Origin of the sequence: Alcaligenes sp. SJTW-7 (assembly GCF_047716895.1) — a bacterium.
In the GTDB taxonomy this organism is placed as follows: domain Bacteria; phylum Pseudomonadota; class Gammaproteobacteria; order Burkholderiales; family Burkholderiaceae_B; genus Alcaligenes; species Alcaligenes ammonioxydans.
In genome coordinates this window covers 111,836-127,270 of sequence record NZ_CP136682.1, presented here as the reverse complement: position 1 = coordinate 127,270, position 15,435 = coordinate 111,836, and the positions used below count along the sequence as shown (strand labels likewise).

Genomic DNA, 15,435 nt, shown 5'->3' with positions numbered 1-15,435 from the left:
ACCGTCTGAGCCTGACCGTGGGGCTGCTGATAAACCGAAGTCACCGCCCCTGCCATAGCGACAGTCCAGGACTGGTTTCAGACCAGAGCACAAGGGATGGAGCAAGGAAGAGGGGCCTGGCGGCTACCCCAAATGTACTGACTGGTTTTTGCCTGAACCACAAGCCCCACTGTCCGCCTGATGGACACAGCTATTTGTGATTTTGACGCGAAATTGACTCATCAATCTGCTTGAAATCTGGCCCTTTATCCCGCTTTCGGGCGGATTTCAGGTTTTACCCAAGGCAGTGACAAATCCCACCAAGATCGCTGCCCCTCACGCCCGCATTGGGTGCGAATGGCGCTAAATCAGCGGCTTGGCGAACTGAGCGTGGCTTACATGCCTTGTCGGATATGGCCGCTAATCACCCGGTGCAAGGGCAGGCACTGTCTTCTACCTCATATATAAGACTTGCCCAAAACCAGTAAATACATTAAGTATGTAGTCTTAATACTTTGAGTATTAAATCCAGCTTGCATCAGTCCTTCATAATTTACGTTATTCAACCTGGCAGTGTGTTTGGCATGCGTGTGAGTCATAGTTCGACATCGCGCAAATTGGCTTGCATTTAGGCTGATTTACTATGGGTTAGCGTTTTTTAGTGGTTTTTGCCTTGTGCAATGTGCTCGCCCTCTGATGTCCTTTGTCTCCCGGTGCCGCGCGGGTCAATCTACCCGCGATGTCAGCCTGTTCTGAAGCGCGCTTGACCAGGTAATCGCAGCGAACGAGCCCTTGTGGCCTGCCGCTGTACCGAATCACTTTTAACTATCAGCAAGGGTACACATGACCACTCGAATCTCCTGCCAGCGATTGCAAGTCGCCGAGGTGCTTCATCAGTTCATCGAACAAGAAGCCCTGCCCGGCACAGGTATCTCCTCCGAAGCCTTCTGGGCTGGTTTCGACAAGCTGGTCCATGATCTGGCACCTAAAAACCGCGCCTTGCTGGCCGAACGCGACCGCTTGCAAGTCGAACTGGACAAGTGGCACACGGCCAACCCGGGCCCCATCACCGACATGCCGGCCTACAAGCGCTTTCTGAGCTCCATCGGCTATCTGAAAGACGCGCCTGCCAACGTCAAGGTCAACACCGCCAACGTCGACACCGAAATCACCGAGCAGGGCGGCCCCCAGCTGGTCGTACCTATCATGAACGCCCGTTACGCGCTGAACGCTGTGAACGCACGTTGGGGCAGCCTGTACGACGCGCTGTATGGCACCAACGCCATTCCCGACACCGACGGTGCCCAGCGCGGCGGTGGCTACAATGCGGTGCGTGGCGCCAAGGTCATCGCCTTTGGCCGCCAGTTCCTGAACGACACCATTCCTCTGGCCCAGGGCAGCCATGACCAGGCAACCTCCTACACCATCGCTGATGGCGCCCTGCGCGTCACCCTGGAAAATGGCGGCACCACCGGCCTGAAAGACACCTCGACCCTGCTGGGTTACCGTGGTCAGCCTGATGCGCCTGAAGCCATCGTATTCCTGCACAACGGCCTGCACTTTGAATTGCAGATCGACCCCAACAGCCCGATTGGCAAGACCGATCCGGCTGGTGTGAAAGACATTGTTCTGGAAGCCGCGCTGACCACCATCATGGACTGCGAAGATTCCGTGGCTGCCGTGGACGCTGACGACAAGGTCCTGGCCTACCGCAACTGGCTGGGCCTGGTTACCGGTTCGCTGACTGAAGAAATCAAGAAAGACGGCAAGGTCTTTACCCGTCGTCTGGCCGACGATCGCCAGTACACCGATCTGACGGGCACCACCCAAACGCTGGCTGGCCGCTCGCTGATGTTCGTGCGTAACGTCGGTCACCTGATGAGCAACCCTGCCATTCTGGATGGCGAAGGCCGTGAAATCCCAGAAGGCATTCTGGATGCCGTGGTCACCACCCTGATCGGCATGCGTGATCTGCAGCTGAAGAAGAACTCGCGCAGCGGCTCGCTGTACATCGTCAAGCCCAAAATGCATGGTCCTGACGAAGTGGCGTTTGCCAGCGAAATTTTTGATCGTGTGGAAAGCCTGCTGGGCCTGGCTCCCAACACCGTCAAGCTGGGCATCATGGACGAAGAGCGCCGCACCAGCGTGAACTTGAAGGCAGCGATTGCTCAGGCCACCGAACGTGTTGTGTTCATCAACACCGGCTTCCTGGACCGCACCGGCGATGAAATCCACACCTGCATGCGAGCGGGTGCCGTCGTGCGCAAGGCCGACATGAAACAGGCCGAGTGGCAGCCTGCCTACGAGCGCAATAACGTTCAGATCGGTCTGCAATGCGGTCTGCGTGGCCGTGCCCAGATCGGTAAAGGCATGTGGGCCATGCCCGACCTGATGGCTGAAATGCTGGAGCAAAAGATTGGTCACGTGAAGGCCGGTGGCAACACCGCCTGGGTACCATCGCCTACCGCTGCCACGCTGCACGCCTTGCACTACCACCAAGTCAACGTGGTCGACGTCCAGAAGGGTCTGGAAGGCGACACCAACGACTACCTGGACAGCATCCTGACCATTCCCGTGGCGACGGACACCAACTGGTCCGCCAAGGAAATCCAGGAAGAGCTGGACAACAACGCCCAGGGCATCCTGGGTTACGTGGTGCGCTGGATTGACCAGGGCGTGGGCTGCTCCAAAGTACCGGACATCCACGACGTCGGTCTGATGGAAGACCGCGCGACCCTGCGTATCTCCAGCCAGCACATTGCCAACTGGCTGCTGCACGGCATCGTTACCCACGAACAAGTGGTTGAAACCCTGCAGCGCATGGCCGCAGTGGTGGACCAGCAAAACGCGGGCGACCCTGCCTACCAGAAGATGGCCGGCAACTTTGAAGGCTCCTTTGCCTTCCGCGCCGCTCAGGATCTGGTTCTGAAAGGTCTGGAACAGCCTAACGGCTACACCGAGCCTTTGCTGCACCAATGGCGTCTGGCATTCAAGGCCGCTCAAGCCTAACGCACACCATGTCACCCGGAGTGTCACTCCGGGTGGGGGTGCCCCCCCAAATCCCCATCTTACTGGTTCAGGATGGGGATTTTTTTCGCCTTCTGTTTCCAGCTTTGCGGCAACGAGAAACGTGCATCGTCGCTGGGCACAAGCCGCTTTTCCCAGTTTTCAAGCAGGTTTGAGTCTGGTGGCTCCGGCCCCGGCGCGTGGCGAACATCCCTGTCAGCCCTCTCTCGTTATAAACTAAAGCTCATAACGAAATTTAGCGACAGGATATTCGATGAAATCTTTGCTGTTTTCCGCCGCTTGTCTGCTGGCGATCACCACCACGGCCCACGCTTCCGACCTGCTGATTGCCACCGGCGCAGGCTATCGCAAACCCGTCACCGAACTGATTCAAGCCTTCCATAAAGAAACCGGCCTGACGGTAGAGAGCAGCTTTGGCAATATGCAACAAGTTCGCGCCCAGAGCGAGCAAAATCCAGACATTGCCGCCATCATTGGCGACCGCTTTTTTCTGGAACCCATGGGCATTGCCCAGCAGTTCGTGAACATCAGCCAGGGCGCCCTGATGCTGGCCGTGCCCAAGGGCAAGACCATTGATTCCATCCAGGATTTACAGCAGCCCAGCTACGCACGCATCGCGATTGGCGATGCCAAGAAAACGGTTTATGGCCGCGCCGCCACCACCTGCATGGAACGTGAAAAAGTCCAGGCCGATGGACGCACCCTTGAAGTCGCCATGCTGCCGCAAGTGTCGGCTTATTTGCTGAACGGCGAAGTGGATGCCGGTTTCATCAACCGCAGCGAGGCGCTGGCCCACAAGGACAAGCTGGGCACCATCCTGCCCCTGCCAGCCTCCTGCCACGACGCGATCGATCTGAGCCTGGCCATACTCAAGAACCGTCCTGCAAACCCCGCGCTGCAATCCTGGACCCAGTTCCTGGGCTCGGGCACGGCCAAATCCATTCTTGAGCGTCACGGTCTGTAATGTCTGCCTGGATGAGCTGCTCCAGCAGCTCACTGGGCCTGAGTGTGTCTGTGCTGGCCGCCACCCTGGCGGCACAGCTGGTGCTAGGGCTGGCACTGGCCTGGGTTCTGGCCAGAAAACGCTTCCCGGGCCACGGATTACTGGATTCGCTGGTGAGTCTGCCGCTGGTTTTTCCGCCGATTGTCATCGGCTATTTGCTGCTGCTTGCCTTGGGCAGGCAAGGCTGGCTGGCCAGTGCCACCGGCTGGTCGCCCAATATTGTTTTTCAGCCGGCGGCCTTGTTGATTGCCGCATTTATCGCCGGGCTGCCTTTAATGGTCAAACCTGTGCAAAACAGCATGAACAGCCTGTCGCCACGGCTACGCGAAGCCGCGGCCACACTGGGCCACGGCACTTGGTCCTACTTCTTCCGGGTGGAGCTGCCCTTGCTGCGACCCGCCCTGGCCACGGGCCTGATCCTGTCCGGTGGCAGGGCGCTAGGCGAAGTCGGGATATCGCTGATGGTGGGGGGCAATATCGCAGGCCGGACCGAAACCCTGTCTTTATCCATTTATAACGCCGTCCTGGATGGCAACACAGATTGTGCCAATGCGCTGTCCTGCTTACTGGGTCTGACGGCATTAGCCTGCTTTTGGGCGCTGCGGCGCTACGGGAATCAACAATGACGGTTTTTTTTGAACAAAGCCAAATCGACCAATGGATTGGCGAGGATGCGTCCTACCTGGATCTGACCAGCCATATGCTGGGCCTGCACAAGCAGAACACCACACTGCGTTACGTGGTCCGTGAGCACATTCGCGTGGCGGGCACAGAGGAGGTAGCCGAGATTGTGCGCTCTTGCGGCGGGCAGACCCAGCACTACACCCCCAGCGGCGTGGCAGCCTTGCCCGGTCAGACGGTCCTGCTGGCCCAAGGCTCGGCTCAGTCCCTGCTGCGTGCCTGGAAAGTCGGCCAGAACCTGCTGGAGTTTGCCTGTGGCATCGCTACCCTGACCCAGCAAGTCGTGCAGGCCGTGCAAACAGTCAATGCCTCGGTAGCCGTGCTGACCACCCGCAAACATGCCCCCGGCGTACGCAAGCTGGCCTTGAAAGCCACCCTGTCGGGCGGGGCCATGCCGCATCGTCTGGGCCTGGGGGAAACTATTTTGATCTTCCCGCAGCATCGAGCACTGATGGGCGGCTGGGAAGAAGTCGGCCGTGCGATTGCCCAACACAAATATGCCTTGTGCGAGAAGAAAATCGTGATCGAAGCGGCGGATCTGAGCGAAGCCTATAGCGCCGCCCAGGCGGGCGCGGACGTGGTGCAGTTCGACAAGATACCGCCCGAAACCCTGATGCAAATCGTACCTGCATTGCGCAAGGCCCATCCTACGCTCACCATTCTGGCTGCGGGCGGGATTCATGCCGGTAATGCCGCCGCCTATGCCGCAACGGGCGTGAACGCTCTGGTAACCAGCATTCTGCACTACGCCAAACCAGCAGACATTGGCGTGCAAGTCAGCCTGACAGAGCCAGCACAATCGCAAGAGCCGCTTGTCATGAGCAAAATGGAAGGGATGGCATGACACAACACCCCAGATCACGCTGTGTCAGCCAGGGTCGCAAAAAAAGGCCGGCACGAGAATGCCCACACCATGACAATGCTAAAAGCACCTTCATGAGCCAGAAAGAGCAGTGGTCAAAGCGCAGCCTCCTCTGACTCCTACAAGCCTGGATAACTTCATGGAGAAACCAGTAGTTTTATTTAAACTTAAACAAAATAGCCAAAAAGGTTAGTCTTTTGTAAATAAAGGATATTTCCAAACCCATCTGCCCTGATAAGGGATAGCCCCCATGCCCGCCAAATCGGGCAACTTCTACACTAGGCACTGTTCACGCGCCTTCTTACGTTCTGGAACAGGGGTTCCCCATGCCGGCAGAAAATGGCCTGGATCTGTCGGTGTTGTACCGTCATCCAGTCTTTCATTCACACAGCGCCGAGCTGTCCCATCAACCGTTGAGTCGAGCCATTTCCAGGCATGCCCTGAACTGGGGCCGAGGGCGCATCAACACCCGTCTGTATCGGCGTGATATTGATCAGATCAGCGTAATGAAACTGGGCTATGGCGCCGAAGTGGAAATCCAGGCCGACGCCTTTGGAGATTTCTGCCTGGTGCAGATGGCATTGCAGGGCACGGCCGAATTTATCAGCGACGGGCATCACAAGCTGACTGCCTATCCGGGTGATATTGCGGTGGTTTCCCCCCGCCATCATGTGCGCACCTTGTGGCAAGCCGGTTGCGAACAGTTGATCGTGAAAATCCCCTACAGCCTGTTTGATGGTGTGGGGCATCAGACTCTGGCACAAGAGGGCATGACCCGAGGCTGTGTCTACAAGCTGGACCCCTGTAGGGGCCCGCAATGGGCCAACCTCATCCAGCACCTGCTTCTGCTCCCGGCGCAGAACGGCGACCGCTCAGCCAGCTGGACGCAGCATATTGAAAGCAGCCTGGCCTTATTCCTGCTGTGTCATCCCGCCGATGAACAGGCTGCCCAGGCTCTGGTGGATGAGTCCATGGGAGCCGCAGCCCGGGCAGGGAAAATGCGTCTACTCCAGGCCAGGAACTATGTGCTGGCGCATTTGCACAGCAACATCTCGCTGGATGATCTGGCTCAGGCAGCAGGTGTGAGTCCCCGCTTCCTGCATCTGCTGTGCCGTCGCCACTATCAGCTATCTCCCATGAACTGGGTGCGTAATGTGCGACTGGATGCCGCTCATCAGGTTCTGAAAACCCGTCCCCGCCCCAACGTCACCGATGTCGCACTGGCGCATGGTTTTGGGCATCTGGGCCGCTTTTCTGCCTACTATCAACAGCGCTTCAAGGAACTGCCCCATCAAACGGGGCAGACCCGGCACACAAGCCTCAAACCGTCTTAGATAAACATGGACTGGTTGATGGGCAGATTGTGCTTCTTACAGTAGCTGGTGTAGTGGTCGATCATCCAGAACACGTCAATAATTTCCAGAATGTTGTCGTTCTCGTCCAGGAACTCAATGGGCGTGCCCAGGTGAAATAGGGTTTCCATGCCTTCGTCCGACACCAGGGTGTGAGTGCGACCGGGGCTTTCGTGGATGTAATGACCGGCACGGGCCACCCAATCGTATTCCTCGTAACGCAGGCTGCCGGACAGGATGTAGCCGGTCACCACGGCGCGGTGACGGTGACGACCCAGGGAGCCACCCTTGTCGGCACGCATAATGTGCACCGAGGTGTTGTTGCGAATATCAAAGCTCAGATGACGCAACCAGATATTGGGGCCGAAAGGAATCCAGGGGGAGGTTTCTTCAGACGTATCGAAGTGGCCTTCAACCAGAGCGTATTCGTCGCGTACCTTGTCGATACGCTTTTCGATTTCGATATAGGGCGGGGGGCTGTGTTGAGTCATGGTTTGTCTCTCTCTTGGAAATAAAAACCGCTGTGTTTGCCACACAGTCGGGGGCCAATCCCTCCTGATTGGCCTGTTTTTATTCTAAAAATTCATTTGCCGCCAAACTATCCAACTCTGGCACAAGCAGATGGCCCACTATCCAATTCTGGCACTCCTGCATCAGACCTGTCTGTCCGCACCCCAAACGCACCGCTCAAAATCTGTGCTCCCGTCTTTTGCCTGATACCTCATAAGGTTTGCATCGCGGTTCAAGGGTATGCCACTTGGCAGCACATTTTTTCACATTCAAGCATACTGATTTTCATAAGCAAATCAAAAGACTAAGGGCGCAGGTCAGCCATAAACACATGAGCGAATTGTCTTTCGTGGCAGCAACGATCAGGCATGTAATACCAGACATTGACTCGCACAGGTGCCCCCGTTTTCTGTCGGCACCTTGTCCTGATTTCACTGCAAGGAATTGCCATGAGCCGCCCTCTGAAAACCGTTATTGTGAATGGAAGCCTGCATCGTCCCTCCCGCACCCAAGTGCTGCTGGATGCGCTGCGTGACACACTGAACGATCAACTGGCACTGGACGTGCAACACATCGAGCTGCTCAGTCTGCTGCCCGAACTGGGTGCGGCCCTGTCCACCGACGCCTTGCCCACCCATGCGCATCAGGCCATCCAGGCCATTGAACAGGCCGACTTTCTGATCGTGGGTTCGCCCATCTTTCGCGCAGGCATTCCGGGCCTGCTCAAGCACCTGTTCGATCTGGTCGACATGAATGCCCTGAACGGCACCACCGTGCTGCTGGCCGCCACGGGGGGCAGCCAACGCCATGCCCTGGTCATCGAACATCAGCTACGGCCCCTGTTCAGCTTCTTCCAGTCCCTGACCCTACCCATCGGGGTCTATGCCACGCCCGAGGAGATTCAGGATGGCGAAGTCAGCAGCACCACCCTGCAACAGCACATTCAACGCACTGTTGATCTGGCCGTGCCGGTGCTGCGCAGCATTCAGGCGCGTTTGCCGCTGAAAAATATCGTTCTGGAGGCTCAGGCAGCATGAGCCAAATTACCTCCACCACGCCCGATATTTTCTGGTTCCTGCCCACTTCGGGCGACACCCGTTACCTGGGCAAATCCGACTTTGGCCGCGCCCCCACTAACGAGTATCTGCGCAGCATTGCCGTTACCAGCGAGAACCTGGGCTACGACGGCTTGCTGATTCCTACCGGCGCCTCTTGCCTGGACCCCTGGGTGGTGGCGGCCAGCCTGGTTCCTGTTACCCAGCGCATCAAGCTGCTGGTGGCCCTGCGCACCTCTTTGGGCGCGCCAGTCGCCAGCGCACGTCAGGCAGCGTCCTTGGACCAGGCCCTGCATGGCCGTTTGCTGCTGAATGTGGTGCCTGGCGGCGATGCCACCGAACTGGCAGCCGAAGGCGTATTTCTGAACCATGATTCCCGCTACGAATACGCCAATGAATATCTGACGATCTGGCGTCAATTGCTCTCTGGCGACACCGTGAATGTTCAGGGCAAGCACTTCAAGGTGGAGAATGGCCGCAACTTCTTCCCGCCCGTGCAAAAACCCTATCCGCCCTTGTACTTTGGTGGCTCCTCGGACGCCGCACACGAGCTGGCTGCCGAGCACGTCGATGCTTACCTGACCTGGGGCGAGCCCCCGGCTGCGGTGGGCAAGAAATTTGAGGACATCCGCCGTCGTGCCGCCGCCCGTGGCCGCACAGTAAGGCTGGGTGTACGCCTGCACGTAATCGTGCGCGAAACCAATGAGGAAGCCTGGGCCGAGGCGGATCGCCTGATCAGCAAATTGACGGACGAGGACATTGCCAAGGCGCAGGCCAATTACGCCAGCATGGACTCGGTAGGCCAGAAACGCATGGCCGCCTTGCATGGTGGCCGACGCGATCAACTGGAAGTCTCGCCCAATCTGTGGGCAGGCGTAGGGCTGGTACGCGGCGGAGCAGGCACCGCCCTGGTAGGCGATGCCCAGACCGTGGCCCAGCGCTTGCAGGAATACATGGACCTGGGCGCGGACTCCTTTGTGCTCTCGGGCTATCCGCATCTGGAAGAGTCCATCCGCTTTGCCGAGCTGGTGTTTCCCCTTCTAGGCAAGCGTGCCGTCACCGTCCGTGATCGTGCCCAGACCGGTGGCGCCTTTGACGCGCGCGGCGTTCAAAACCAGCAACTTTCTTCTGCATCATGAGCCAAAAAATAATCGATCTACGCTGCCGACCTGCCTTTCTGCACAAGTTTTTCGGAGCCGAACCCGGCTCACCGGAACATGCCACTGCGCGTTGGCTGAATCGCCGTGTCGGCACTCGTGGCAGCGATACCCACTTTGAAAGATCGCTGAGTCAGGAAGGATTTCTGGAAGAAGTACGCCAGGCCGGGCTGAGCAAAGCGGTCGTCGTCGGCCGCCACACGCCATCACAACATTTGCCCAACGACACCATTCACCAGATCGTGCATGGGCACGAAGCATTGCTGGGCATTGCCGGTATAGACCCGGCTCTGCAAGGCGAGCAGGAGGCCCTGGCCGAGGCAGAACGCGCCATCAAGGAGCTGGGCTTGTCCGGCATTGATATCGAGCCGGGTTTTGGTGTTCCAGCACGTCACCCCGATGACCCGGTTTACTGGCCCGTTTACGAACTGGCGCGCCACCTGAAAGTACCCGTCTTTTTGATGAGTGGCCCCACCACGCCGGACCCGCGCTACAACGACCCGGCCGGGCTGGCCAAAGTGGCCAAAGCCTTCCCGGATCTGCCTTTAGTGGTCTATCACGGCTATTGGCCCAATGTACAGCAGGCCATAGGCCTGGCCTTTCTGCACGAGAACGTGCATCTGGTGCCTGATATGTACATCTTCCAGCCAGGCAATGAGGGCTATGTGCAGGCAGCCAATAGCTTCCTGTCCGAGCAATTGCTGTTTGGTTCGTCCTATACCTTCCGCCCGATTCGCCAGAGTATTGAGGACTTCCAGCAGCTGGGTTTCAAGGATGTAATTCTGAACAAGCTGTTTTATGACAATGCGGCCAGGCTGTTTCAACTCTCGTAATAATTTCGATCTGAGGAACCAGGCCTTGAAATCCCATTCTCAATAACTTACCATTTTGATGAGTTTTGATAACAAGGGATGACCATGCGACCATCTGTTGTGCTCGACATGAACCGAGATGCAGTGCGTGAAGCCGTAAGCCGTTTTCGCACGGCGAATCCACGCGTCTTCGGCTCAATCCTACATGGCACCGACCAGGATGGCAGCGACATTGATTTGCTGGTTGACGCACTGCCTGGTGCGACGCTGTTCGACCTGGGAGGCCTGCAAGACGAGCTGGAATCGCTGCTTGGTATTCACGTCGATTTGCTGACGCCCGGCGACCTGCCGCCTAAATTCCGGGCCAAAGTGCTTGCAGAGGCGCAACCGGTATGAGCAAGTACCGTCTTCCGGATTACCTTGACCACATACAGCAAGCTGCAACCGATGCATGCGGTTTCATAGAGGGCCTGACCAGAGAAGATTTTCTTGGGGACAAACGAACCCAGCAAGCCGTCATCATGAGCCTTATCATTATTGGCGAGGCTGCCACGAAGGTCATGGATGGCTATATCGAGTTCGCTCAGACACACGAACAAGTGCCGTGGCGTAATATGCGCGGTATGCGCGGTATGCGCGGTATGCGCAACCGCATCGCCCACGGCTACTTCGACGTCAACCTCGATGTCGTGTGGGACACCGTGCAGACAGCACTACCGGAATTGCTTCAACAGTTACTTGCCGTTCGTCAGGATGCAGACGGCGACACGCCATGCTGATCGGCTATGCGCGCGTCTCGACGCAAGATCAGAACCTTGAATTGCAATGCAAAGCTTTGATTCAGGCCGGGTGCCAGAGGGTCTTTGAAGACAAGGTAAGTGGCACGCGAGCAAATAGTCCAGACTTGGTCAAAGCGCTCGAAATGCTGCGCGAGGGCGACACATTGGTGGTCTGGAAGCTGGACCGCTTGGGCCACTCAGTCAAGCAACTGGTCGATCTGGTCAACAAACTGCGCACACAAGGTATCCAGTTCAGAAGCCTCACCGACTCCATCGACACCAGCACGCCGTCTGGTCGGTCCTTCTTCCACGTCATGGCCAGCCTGGCCGAGATGGAGCGCGAACTGACAATCGAACGTACCCGTACCGGGCTGGAAGTCGCCAAGCAGCTTGGCCGCAAGGGTGGTCGCAAACCCAAGATGAACGACAACAAAATCAAGTCAGCCAAGAAGCTGCTGGCCAGCGGTGTACCACTCAAGGACGTGGCCAAGAACCTGGACGTATCCGTTCCTACGCTTTATCGCTGGGTGCCAGCCTCATCACGCGCTTAGCGTACTATTTTGTCGTTGATTTACCCTGAGAGGCTGCGCGCTCACAGCTGACAACATAAAGGGCACGATTAATTCGTGCCCTTTATGTTTCCAAGAGGCGGCCCCGCCTCTGGCCGCATCGGCTCAACTCTCCTTCGTCCCCACATGCCAGTAATACACTGGCTCGGCCTCGTTCAACAAAATATCCCCCACCGAACGGGCCTTGTAGATCACCGGATTGTGCGAGGCCAGAGCCCGCGCATTACGCCAGTGTCTATCCAGACGACGGGATTCCTCCAGGGCCGTGGAACCACCCACGTCGAATAGACGCGTGGCCGCCCGCAAAACCGGCTCCACCACCGCCACTTGCGCCTGTGCCGTTCGCAGCTCCAGGGCATCCAAAGTCTCGCGGGGAACCGCCACATCCGCCCGCCGCTGATCCGCAATATTCTGCAAATGAGCCGCCACATCACGCACCGCCAGCTGGGCAATATAAGCCGTGCTGGCCAGCTCGCCCACGATATGCTGCACCAAAGGATCATCCTTGGGCAACGCCGCACTGCCGTGGCTAAAGACACGTTTGCGCGCCTGTACATAAGCCACCGCATCCCGCTGCAAGGCTTGGGCAATACCCGCCAAGGTCGCCAAATGCACCAGCTGAAAATAGGCCACCAAGGGGGTGGGTCCCTGATGCGGGAAACGGATGATGGCGCTCTCGGGCACGAGCACATCGGTCAGTACCGTTGTACCGGACCCCGTCAGCCTTTGCCCAAAACCATGCCAGTCATCCAGACGCTCCACCCCTTCCTGATTGGTGGCCACCACGGCATGTACCGTTTCATCCTCCTGCTCCGTCCCGGTACTGCGGGCCACCACCGTGACCCAATCTGCGTACAAGGTGCCTGTGCTATAGAACTTGCGGCCATTCAAACGCCACTGTCCGGCCTGCTCAGGATCAGGTTCCAGCGTGGTGTGCAGTTGCCCGACAGCACCCAGGCCAGTCTCGGTGGTGGCATTGCCAAAAATCGCTCCTTGGCCTGCCAGCGGCAGCCATTGCGCTTGCGTAGTCTCATCCCGATCAATCAACAGTCGATCGATGAAGCCAAAATGAGGCCGCAGAATTTGAGCGACGTTTGAATCCGCCGCGGCCAGTTCCTGAAACAGCTCAAAGAACACCGGGATGGAAACCCCACTGCCACCCCATTGGGGCGGTACACGCAGAGCCGTGAAACCGCTATCTTTCAGCCAAAGAATGGGGGCGTAGGCCAGGGTACGGGTGTGCTCGCGCTCCGCAGCGGTATCGGCAATGCGCTGAAAGAGGGCGCTGAAACGGGCACGCAAGGTGCTCAGATCGGAAACACGCACACGGTCAGGCGCTGCCTGCGCCTTTCTTGCAAAAGACGACGCTGGCGCAGTATCCGAGGCAAAAACGGCAGTGTCAGTAATCATGATGTTCAGCCCTCAAGGAGCCTGCGTAATGGAGGCATGGCCGGCCGTTTGCCACGGCAAGGAATACAGCTTCCTGTCACCCGCAAAAGACCGGTCAATCTGCGCGGCTACAGCCGGAGAGTGTTGATAAAGATCCACAAACTGGCGTATACGGGGATCATCTTTATGGCTGCTTCGAGCCACAAAGCGAATCGCGTAGTACAGGTCATCCACCGTGGAATACTGCAAGGCCTTGCTGGCCAGCTCGGCCTGCCCGGCGTTCACAAAGTGGGCCGGATAGCCTTGGACCAGTGGCAGGTCATCGGCTGCGCGCACCAATTGCGGCCCCTCAATTTCCACAATCCGCAGCTTTCTGGGGTTGGCGGCGACATCGTGGATCGAAGCGCGTGCCGCCACACCGTCTTTCAACTGAATCAGGCCAGCCGTCTGCAAAAGCAGCAGGCCACGCGCCTGATTCACCGGATCATTGGCAACTCCAACAGAAGCGCCTTCAGGTATGGCGTCCAAAGACGGGTACTGCTTGGAATACAAGCCAATATTGGGCAGCAAGCCGTAAGCCACACTTTCAATCGCATAGCCGCCTTCCTTGACGGCATTTTCCAAAAAAGCCTGATGCTGGAAGTAATTCAGATCCAGATCGCCGGATGCCAAGGCTGTATTGGGCGTGGTCCAGTCAGTGAACTCGATGACGTCGACCTCCAGCCCAATCTGTTTGGCTTCCTTGGCCGCCACGGCGACAGAATCAGCCAAAGAGCCGGGTGTGACGCCAATTTTCAGTGCAGCAGCAGACACATGGCCCGCAAAGCCCAGGGCTGCGAAGGCAAACATGGCACGAATAGAAAAACGGGCAAACAACATGGTCCTGTCCTTATAAAAAATGCCGCCACTGCGCAGCAGGGTGAGTGGCAGATACCCGATTACCTTGCCCAAACAGTTGCTGGCGCAGGGTTCCTCCTTCATAAGCGGTTCGATAGCGGCCCCGGTTTTGCAGCTCAGGCACGATGTAGTGAGCAAAGTCCTCCCAGGTTTCAGGCACGACGATGCGGGTCAGGTTGAAGCCATCGATCTCGCCCTCATCGATCCAGGTGCTGAGCGCATCCGCCACTTGCTGCGGGTCGCCCACAATGGTTTTGTAGCGGCTGCCCAGCGTGAATTGCTCCAGCAGCTTACGGCGTGTCGTCCAGCCTTGTTTCTGGGCCGCTGCCGCTGCGGACTGAATCGCGTTGCTGGAGCCAAAGTGGATGGGTTCGTCCAGGTCATACTGGGCAAAATCCACACCCGTACTGGCCGCAAAGTGCGCCAGGCCGCCTTCGGAGCTGGCATGGGCCAGATAGTCGGCGTATTTTTCTTTAGCCTCGGCTTCCGTGGCACCCGTGACGACCGCTACGCCCGCATAAATTTTCAGATCCTGCGCTTGCCGTCCCGCATTGATCGCTGCCTGACGCAGCTTGCGGGACGAGTCCCTGGCCGCTTCCGGGTCCCGCGCACCGATGAATACGCCTTCGGCATGTTGTCCGGCAAACTGCAGCCCCCGCGCCGAGGTTCCCGCCTGGAACAGCAAGGGGGTGCGCTGGGGAGAAGGCGCGCTCATATGAATGGCATTGCTGCGATAAAACGGCCCTTCGTGGTGCACGGTATGCACTTTCTCGGGCAGCGCATGAATGCGACGCTGCTTGTCGGCAATCAGGGCGCCATCTTCCCAGCTGCCTTCCCACAGTTTGTAGGCCAATTGCAGAAAGTCCTCGGCCCGGTCGTAGCGACTGTCGTGCGCATCCAGGCCCTCCTGCCCCAAACCCCGCGCTCCACTATCCACATAGCCGGTCACGATGTTCCAGCCTATGCGGCCATTGCTTAGCTGATCCAGCGTGCTGACATCCCGTGCGAAGGTGTAGGGGTGATGCGCCGCCACCGAGGCCGTCAGGCCAAAGCCAATATGCTGTGTGACCGCCGCCATGGCCGATACCAGCAGCCAGGGATTGTTCACGGGCAGTTGAATACCCTCGCGCAGCGTCAAGTCCACTCCTTGCTGGTAGACGTCGTAATAGCCGACCACATCAGCCAGAAAAATGCCGTCGAACAAACCTTTTTCCAGAGTTTTAGCCAGATCCGTCCAGTACTTCAGCGTGTGATACCGCGTGGATTGATCCCGCGGATGCGTCCACAAACCATGATGAATATGGCCCACGCAATTCATATTGAAGGCGTTGATATGGATGTGTTTCCTAGGCTGCGTCATGGG

At 57.9% G+C, this 15,435-nt stretch carries 15 protein-coding genes; 11 read left to right on the top strand and 4 right to left on the bottom strand.

What is annotated here, in order from left to right; genetic code table 11:
* Positions 1 to 822 precede the first annotated feature (822 nt).
* The 5 genes from RSQ48_RS00555 to RSQ48_RS00535 all read left to right on the top strand — a co-directional run bounded on the left by RSQ48_RS00555 (position 823) and on the right by RSQ48_RS00535 (position 6,886).
* Positions 823 to 2,988 carry a malate synthase G gene (locus RSQ48_RS00555; protein WP_003800583.1) on the top strand — a complete coding sequence of 722 codons (2,166 nt, stop codon included), beginning with the start codon at positions 823 to 825 and terminating at the stop codon, positions 2,986 to 2,988.
* A 271-nt stretch (positions 2,989 to 3,259) separates the two neighbouring features.
* Positions 3,260 to 3,970: a molybdate ABC transporter substrate-binding protein gene (gene modA / locus RSQ48_RS00550; protein WP_059318391.1), complete on the top strand. Its 711-nt coding sequence runs from the start codon at positions 3,260 to 3,262 to the stop codon at positions 3,968 to 3,970.
* Positions 3,970 to 4,635, top strand: coding sequence for a molybdate ABC transporter permease subunit (gene modB / locus RSQ48_RS00545; protein WP_201024862.1), 666 nt, complete (start codon positions 3,970 to 3,972; stop codon positions 4,633 to 4,635). Before modA ends, modB begins: the two co-directional genes overlap by 1 nt.
* A complete protein-coding gene (gene modD, locus RSQ48_RS00540) occupies positions 4,632 to 5,534 on the top strand; it encodes a ModD protein (RefSeq protein WP_415302033.1) in 903 nt (300 codons plus the stop codon). The genes modB and modD overlap by 4 nt, the downstream gene beginning before the upstream one ends.
* A 344-nt stretch (positions 5,535 to 5,878) precedes the next feature.
* Positions 5,879 to 6,886 (top strand): AraC family transcriptional regulator, encoded by a 1,008-nt coding sequence (locus tag RSQ48_RS00535; RefSeq protein WP_301606322.1) that lies wholly within the window; start codon positions 5,879 to 5,881, stop codon positions 6,884 to 6,886.
* Here RSQ48_RS00535 and RSQ48_RS00530 read toward each other — a convergent pair.
* Entirely contained in the window at positions 6,883 to 7,395 is a 513-nt protein-coding gene (locus RSQ48_RS00530; RefSeq protein WP_003800590.1) for a 2,4'-dihydroxyacetophenone dioxygenase family protein, read from the bottom strand. The genes RSQ48_RS00535 and RSQ48_RS00530 overlap by 4 nt on opposite strands.
* Before the next feature lie 468 nt (positions 7,396 to 7,863).
* On the opposite strand from RSQ48_RS00530, the gene msuE reads away from it, so the two are divergent.
* The 6 genes from msuE to RSQ48_RS00500 all read left to right on the top strand — a co-directional run bounded on the left by msuE (position 7,864) and on the right by RSQ48_RS00500 (position 11,768).
* The gene (gene msuE, locus RSQ48_RS00525) at positions 7,864 to 8,451 is read left to right on the top strand and encodes an FMN reductase (RefSeq protein WP_415302032.1); all 588 of its coding nucleotides are present in this window, start codon (positions 7,864 to 7,866) and stop codon (positions 8,449 to 8,451) included.
* Positions 8,448 to 9,608 (top strand): FMNH2-dependent alkanesulfonate monooxygenase, encoded by a 1,161-nt coding sequence (ssuD, locus tag RSQ48_RS00520; protein ID WP_003800593.1) that lies wholly within the window; start codon positions 8,448 to 8,450, stop codon positions 9,606 to 9,608. The genes msuE and ssuD overlap by 4 nt, the downstream gene beginning before the upstream one ends.
* Positions 9,605 to 10,459, top strand: a complete 855-nt coding sequence (locus RSQ48_RS00515; RefSeq protein ID WP_003800595.1) for an amidohydrolase family protein — start codon at positions 9,605 to 9,607, stop codon at positions 10,457 to 10,459. The genes ssuD and RSQ48_RS00515 overlap by 4 nt, the downstream gene beginning before the upstream one ends.
* An 84-nt stretch (positions 10,460 to 10,543) precedes the next feature.
* On the top strand, positions 10,544 to 10,834 hold the full coding sequence (locus RSQ48_RS00510; RefSeq protein WP_042485281.1) for a nucleotidyltransferase family protein: 291 nt from the start codon (positions 10,544 to 10,546) through the stop codon (positions 10,832 to 10,834).
* Complete coding sequence (locus RSQ48_RS00505; RefSeq protein WP_336580035.1) at positions 10,831 to 11,217, top strand: DUF86 domain-containing protein; 387 nt, start codon at positions 10,831 to 10,833, stop codon at positions 11,215 to 11,217. Before RSQ48_RS00510 ends, RSQ48_RS00505 begins: the two co-directional genes overlap by 4 nt.
* Entirely contained in the window at positions 11,211 to 11,768 is a 558-nt protein-coding gene (locus RSQ48_RS00500; protein WP_336580036.1) for a recombinase family protein, read from the top strand. Before RSQ48_RS00505 ends, RSQ48_RS00500 begins: the two co-directional genes overlap by 7 nt.
* 123 nt (positions 11,769 to 11,891) lie before the next feature.
* Here RSQ48_RS00500 and RSQ48_RS00495 read toward each other — a convergent pair whose 3' ends face one another.
* From RSQ48_RS00495 to RSQ48_RS00485, 3 genes are read right to left on the bottom strand one after another with little or no spacing between them, the layout of a single operon-like run.
* Entirely contained in the window at positions 11,892 to 13,196 is a 1,305-nt protein-coding gene (locus RSQ48_RS00495) for an acyl-CoA dehydrogenase family protein (RefSeq protein ID WP_219235414.1), read from the bottom strand.
* Between the two features lie 12 nt (positions 13,197 to 13,208).
* Complete coding sequence (locus RSQ48_RS00490; protein ID WP_240209168.1) at positions 13,209 to 14,054, bottom strand: MetQ/NlpA family ABC transporter substrate-binding protein; 846 nt, start codon at positions 14,052 to 14,054, stop codon at positions 13,209 to 13,211.
* A gap of 10 nt (positions 14,055 to 14,064) precedes the next feature.
* Positions 14,065 to 15,432 carry an LLM class flavin-dependent oxidoreductase gene (locus RSQ48_RS00485; protein WP_240209167.1) on the bottom strand — a complete coding sequence of 456 codons (1,368 nt, stop codon included), beginning with the start codon at positions 15,430 to 15,432 and terminating at the stop codon, positions 14,065 to 14,067.
* Between the last annotated feature and the right edge of the window lie 3 nt (positions 15,433 to 15,435).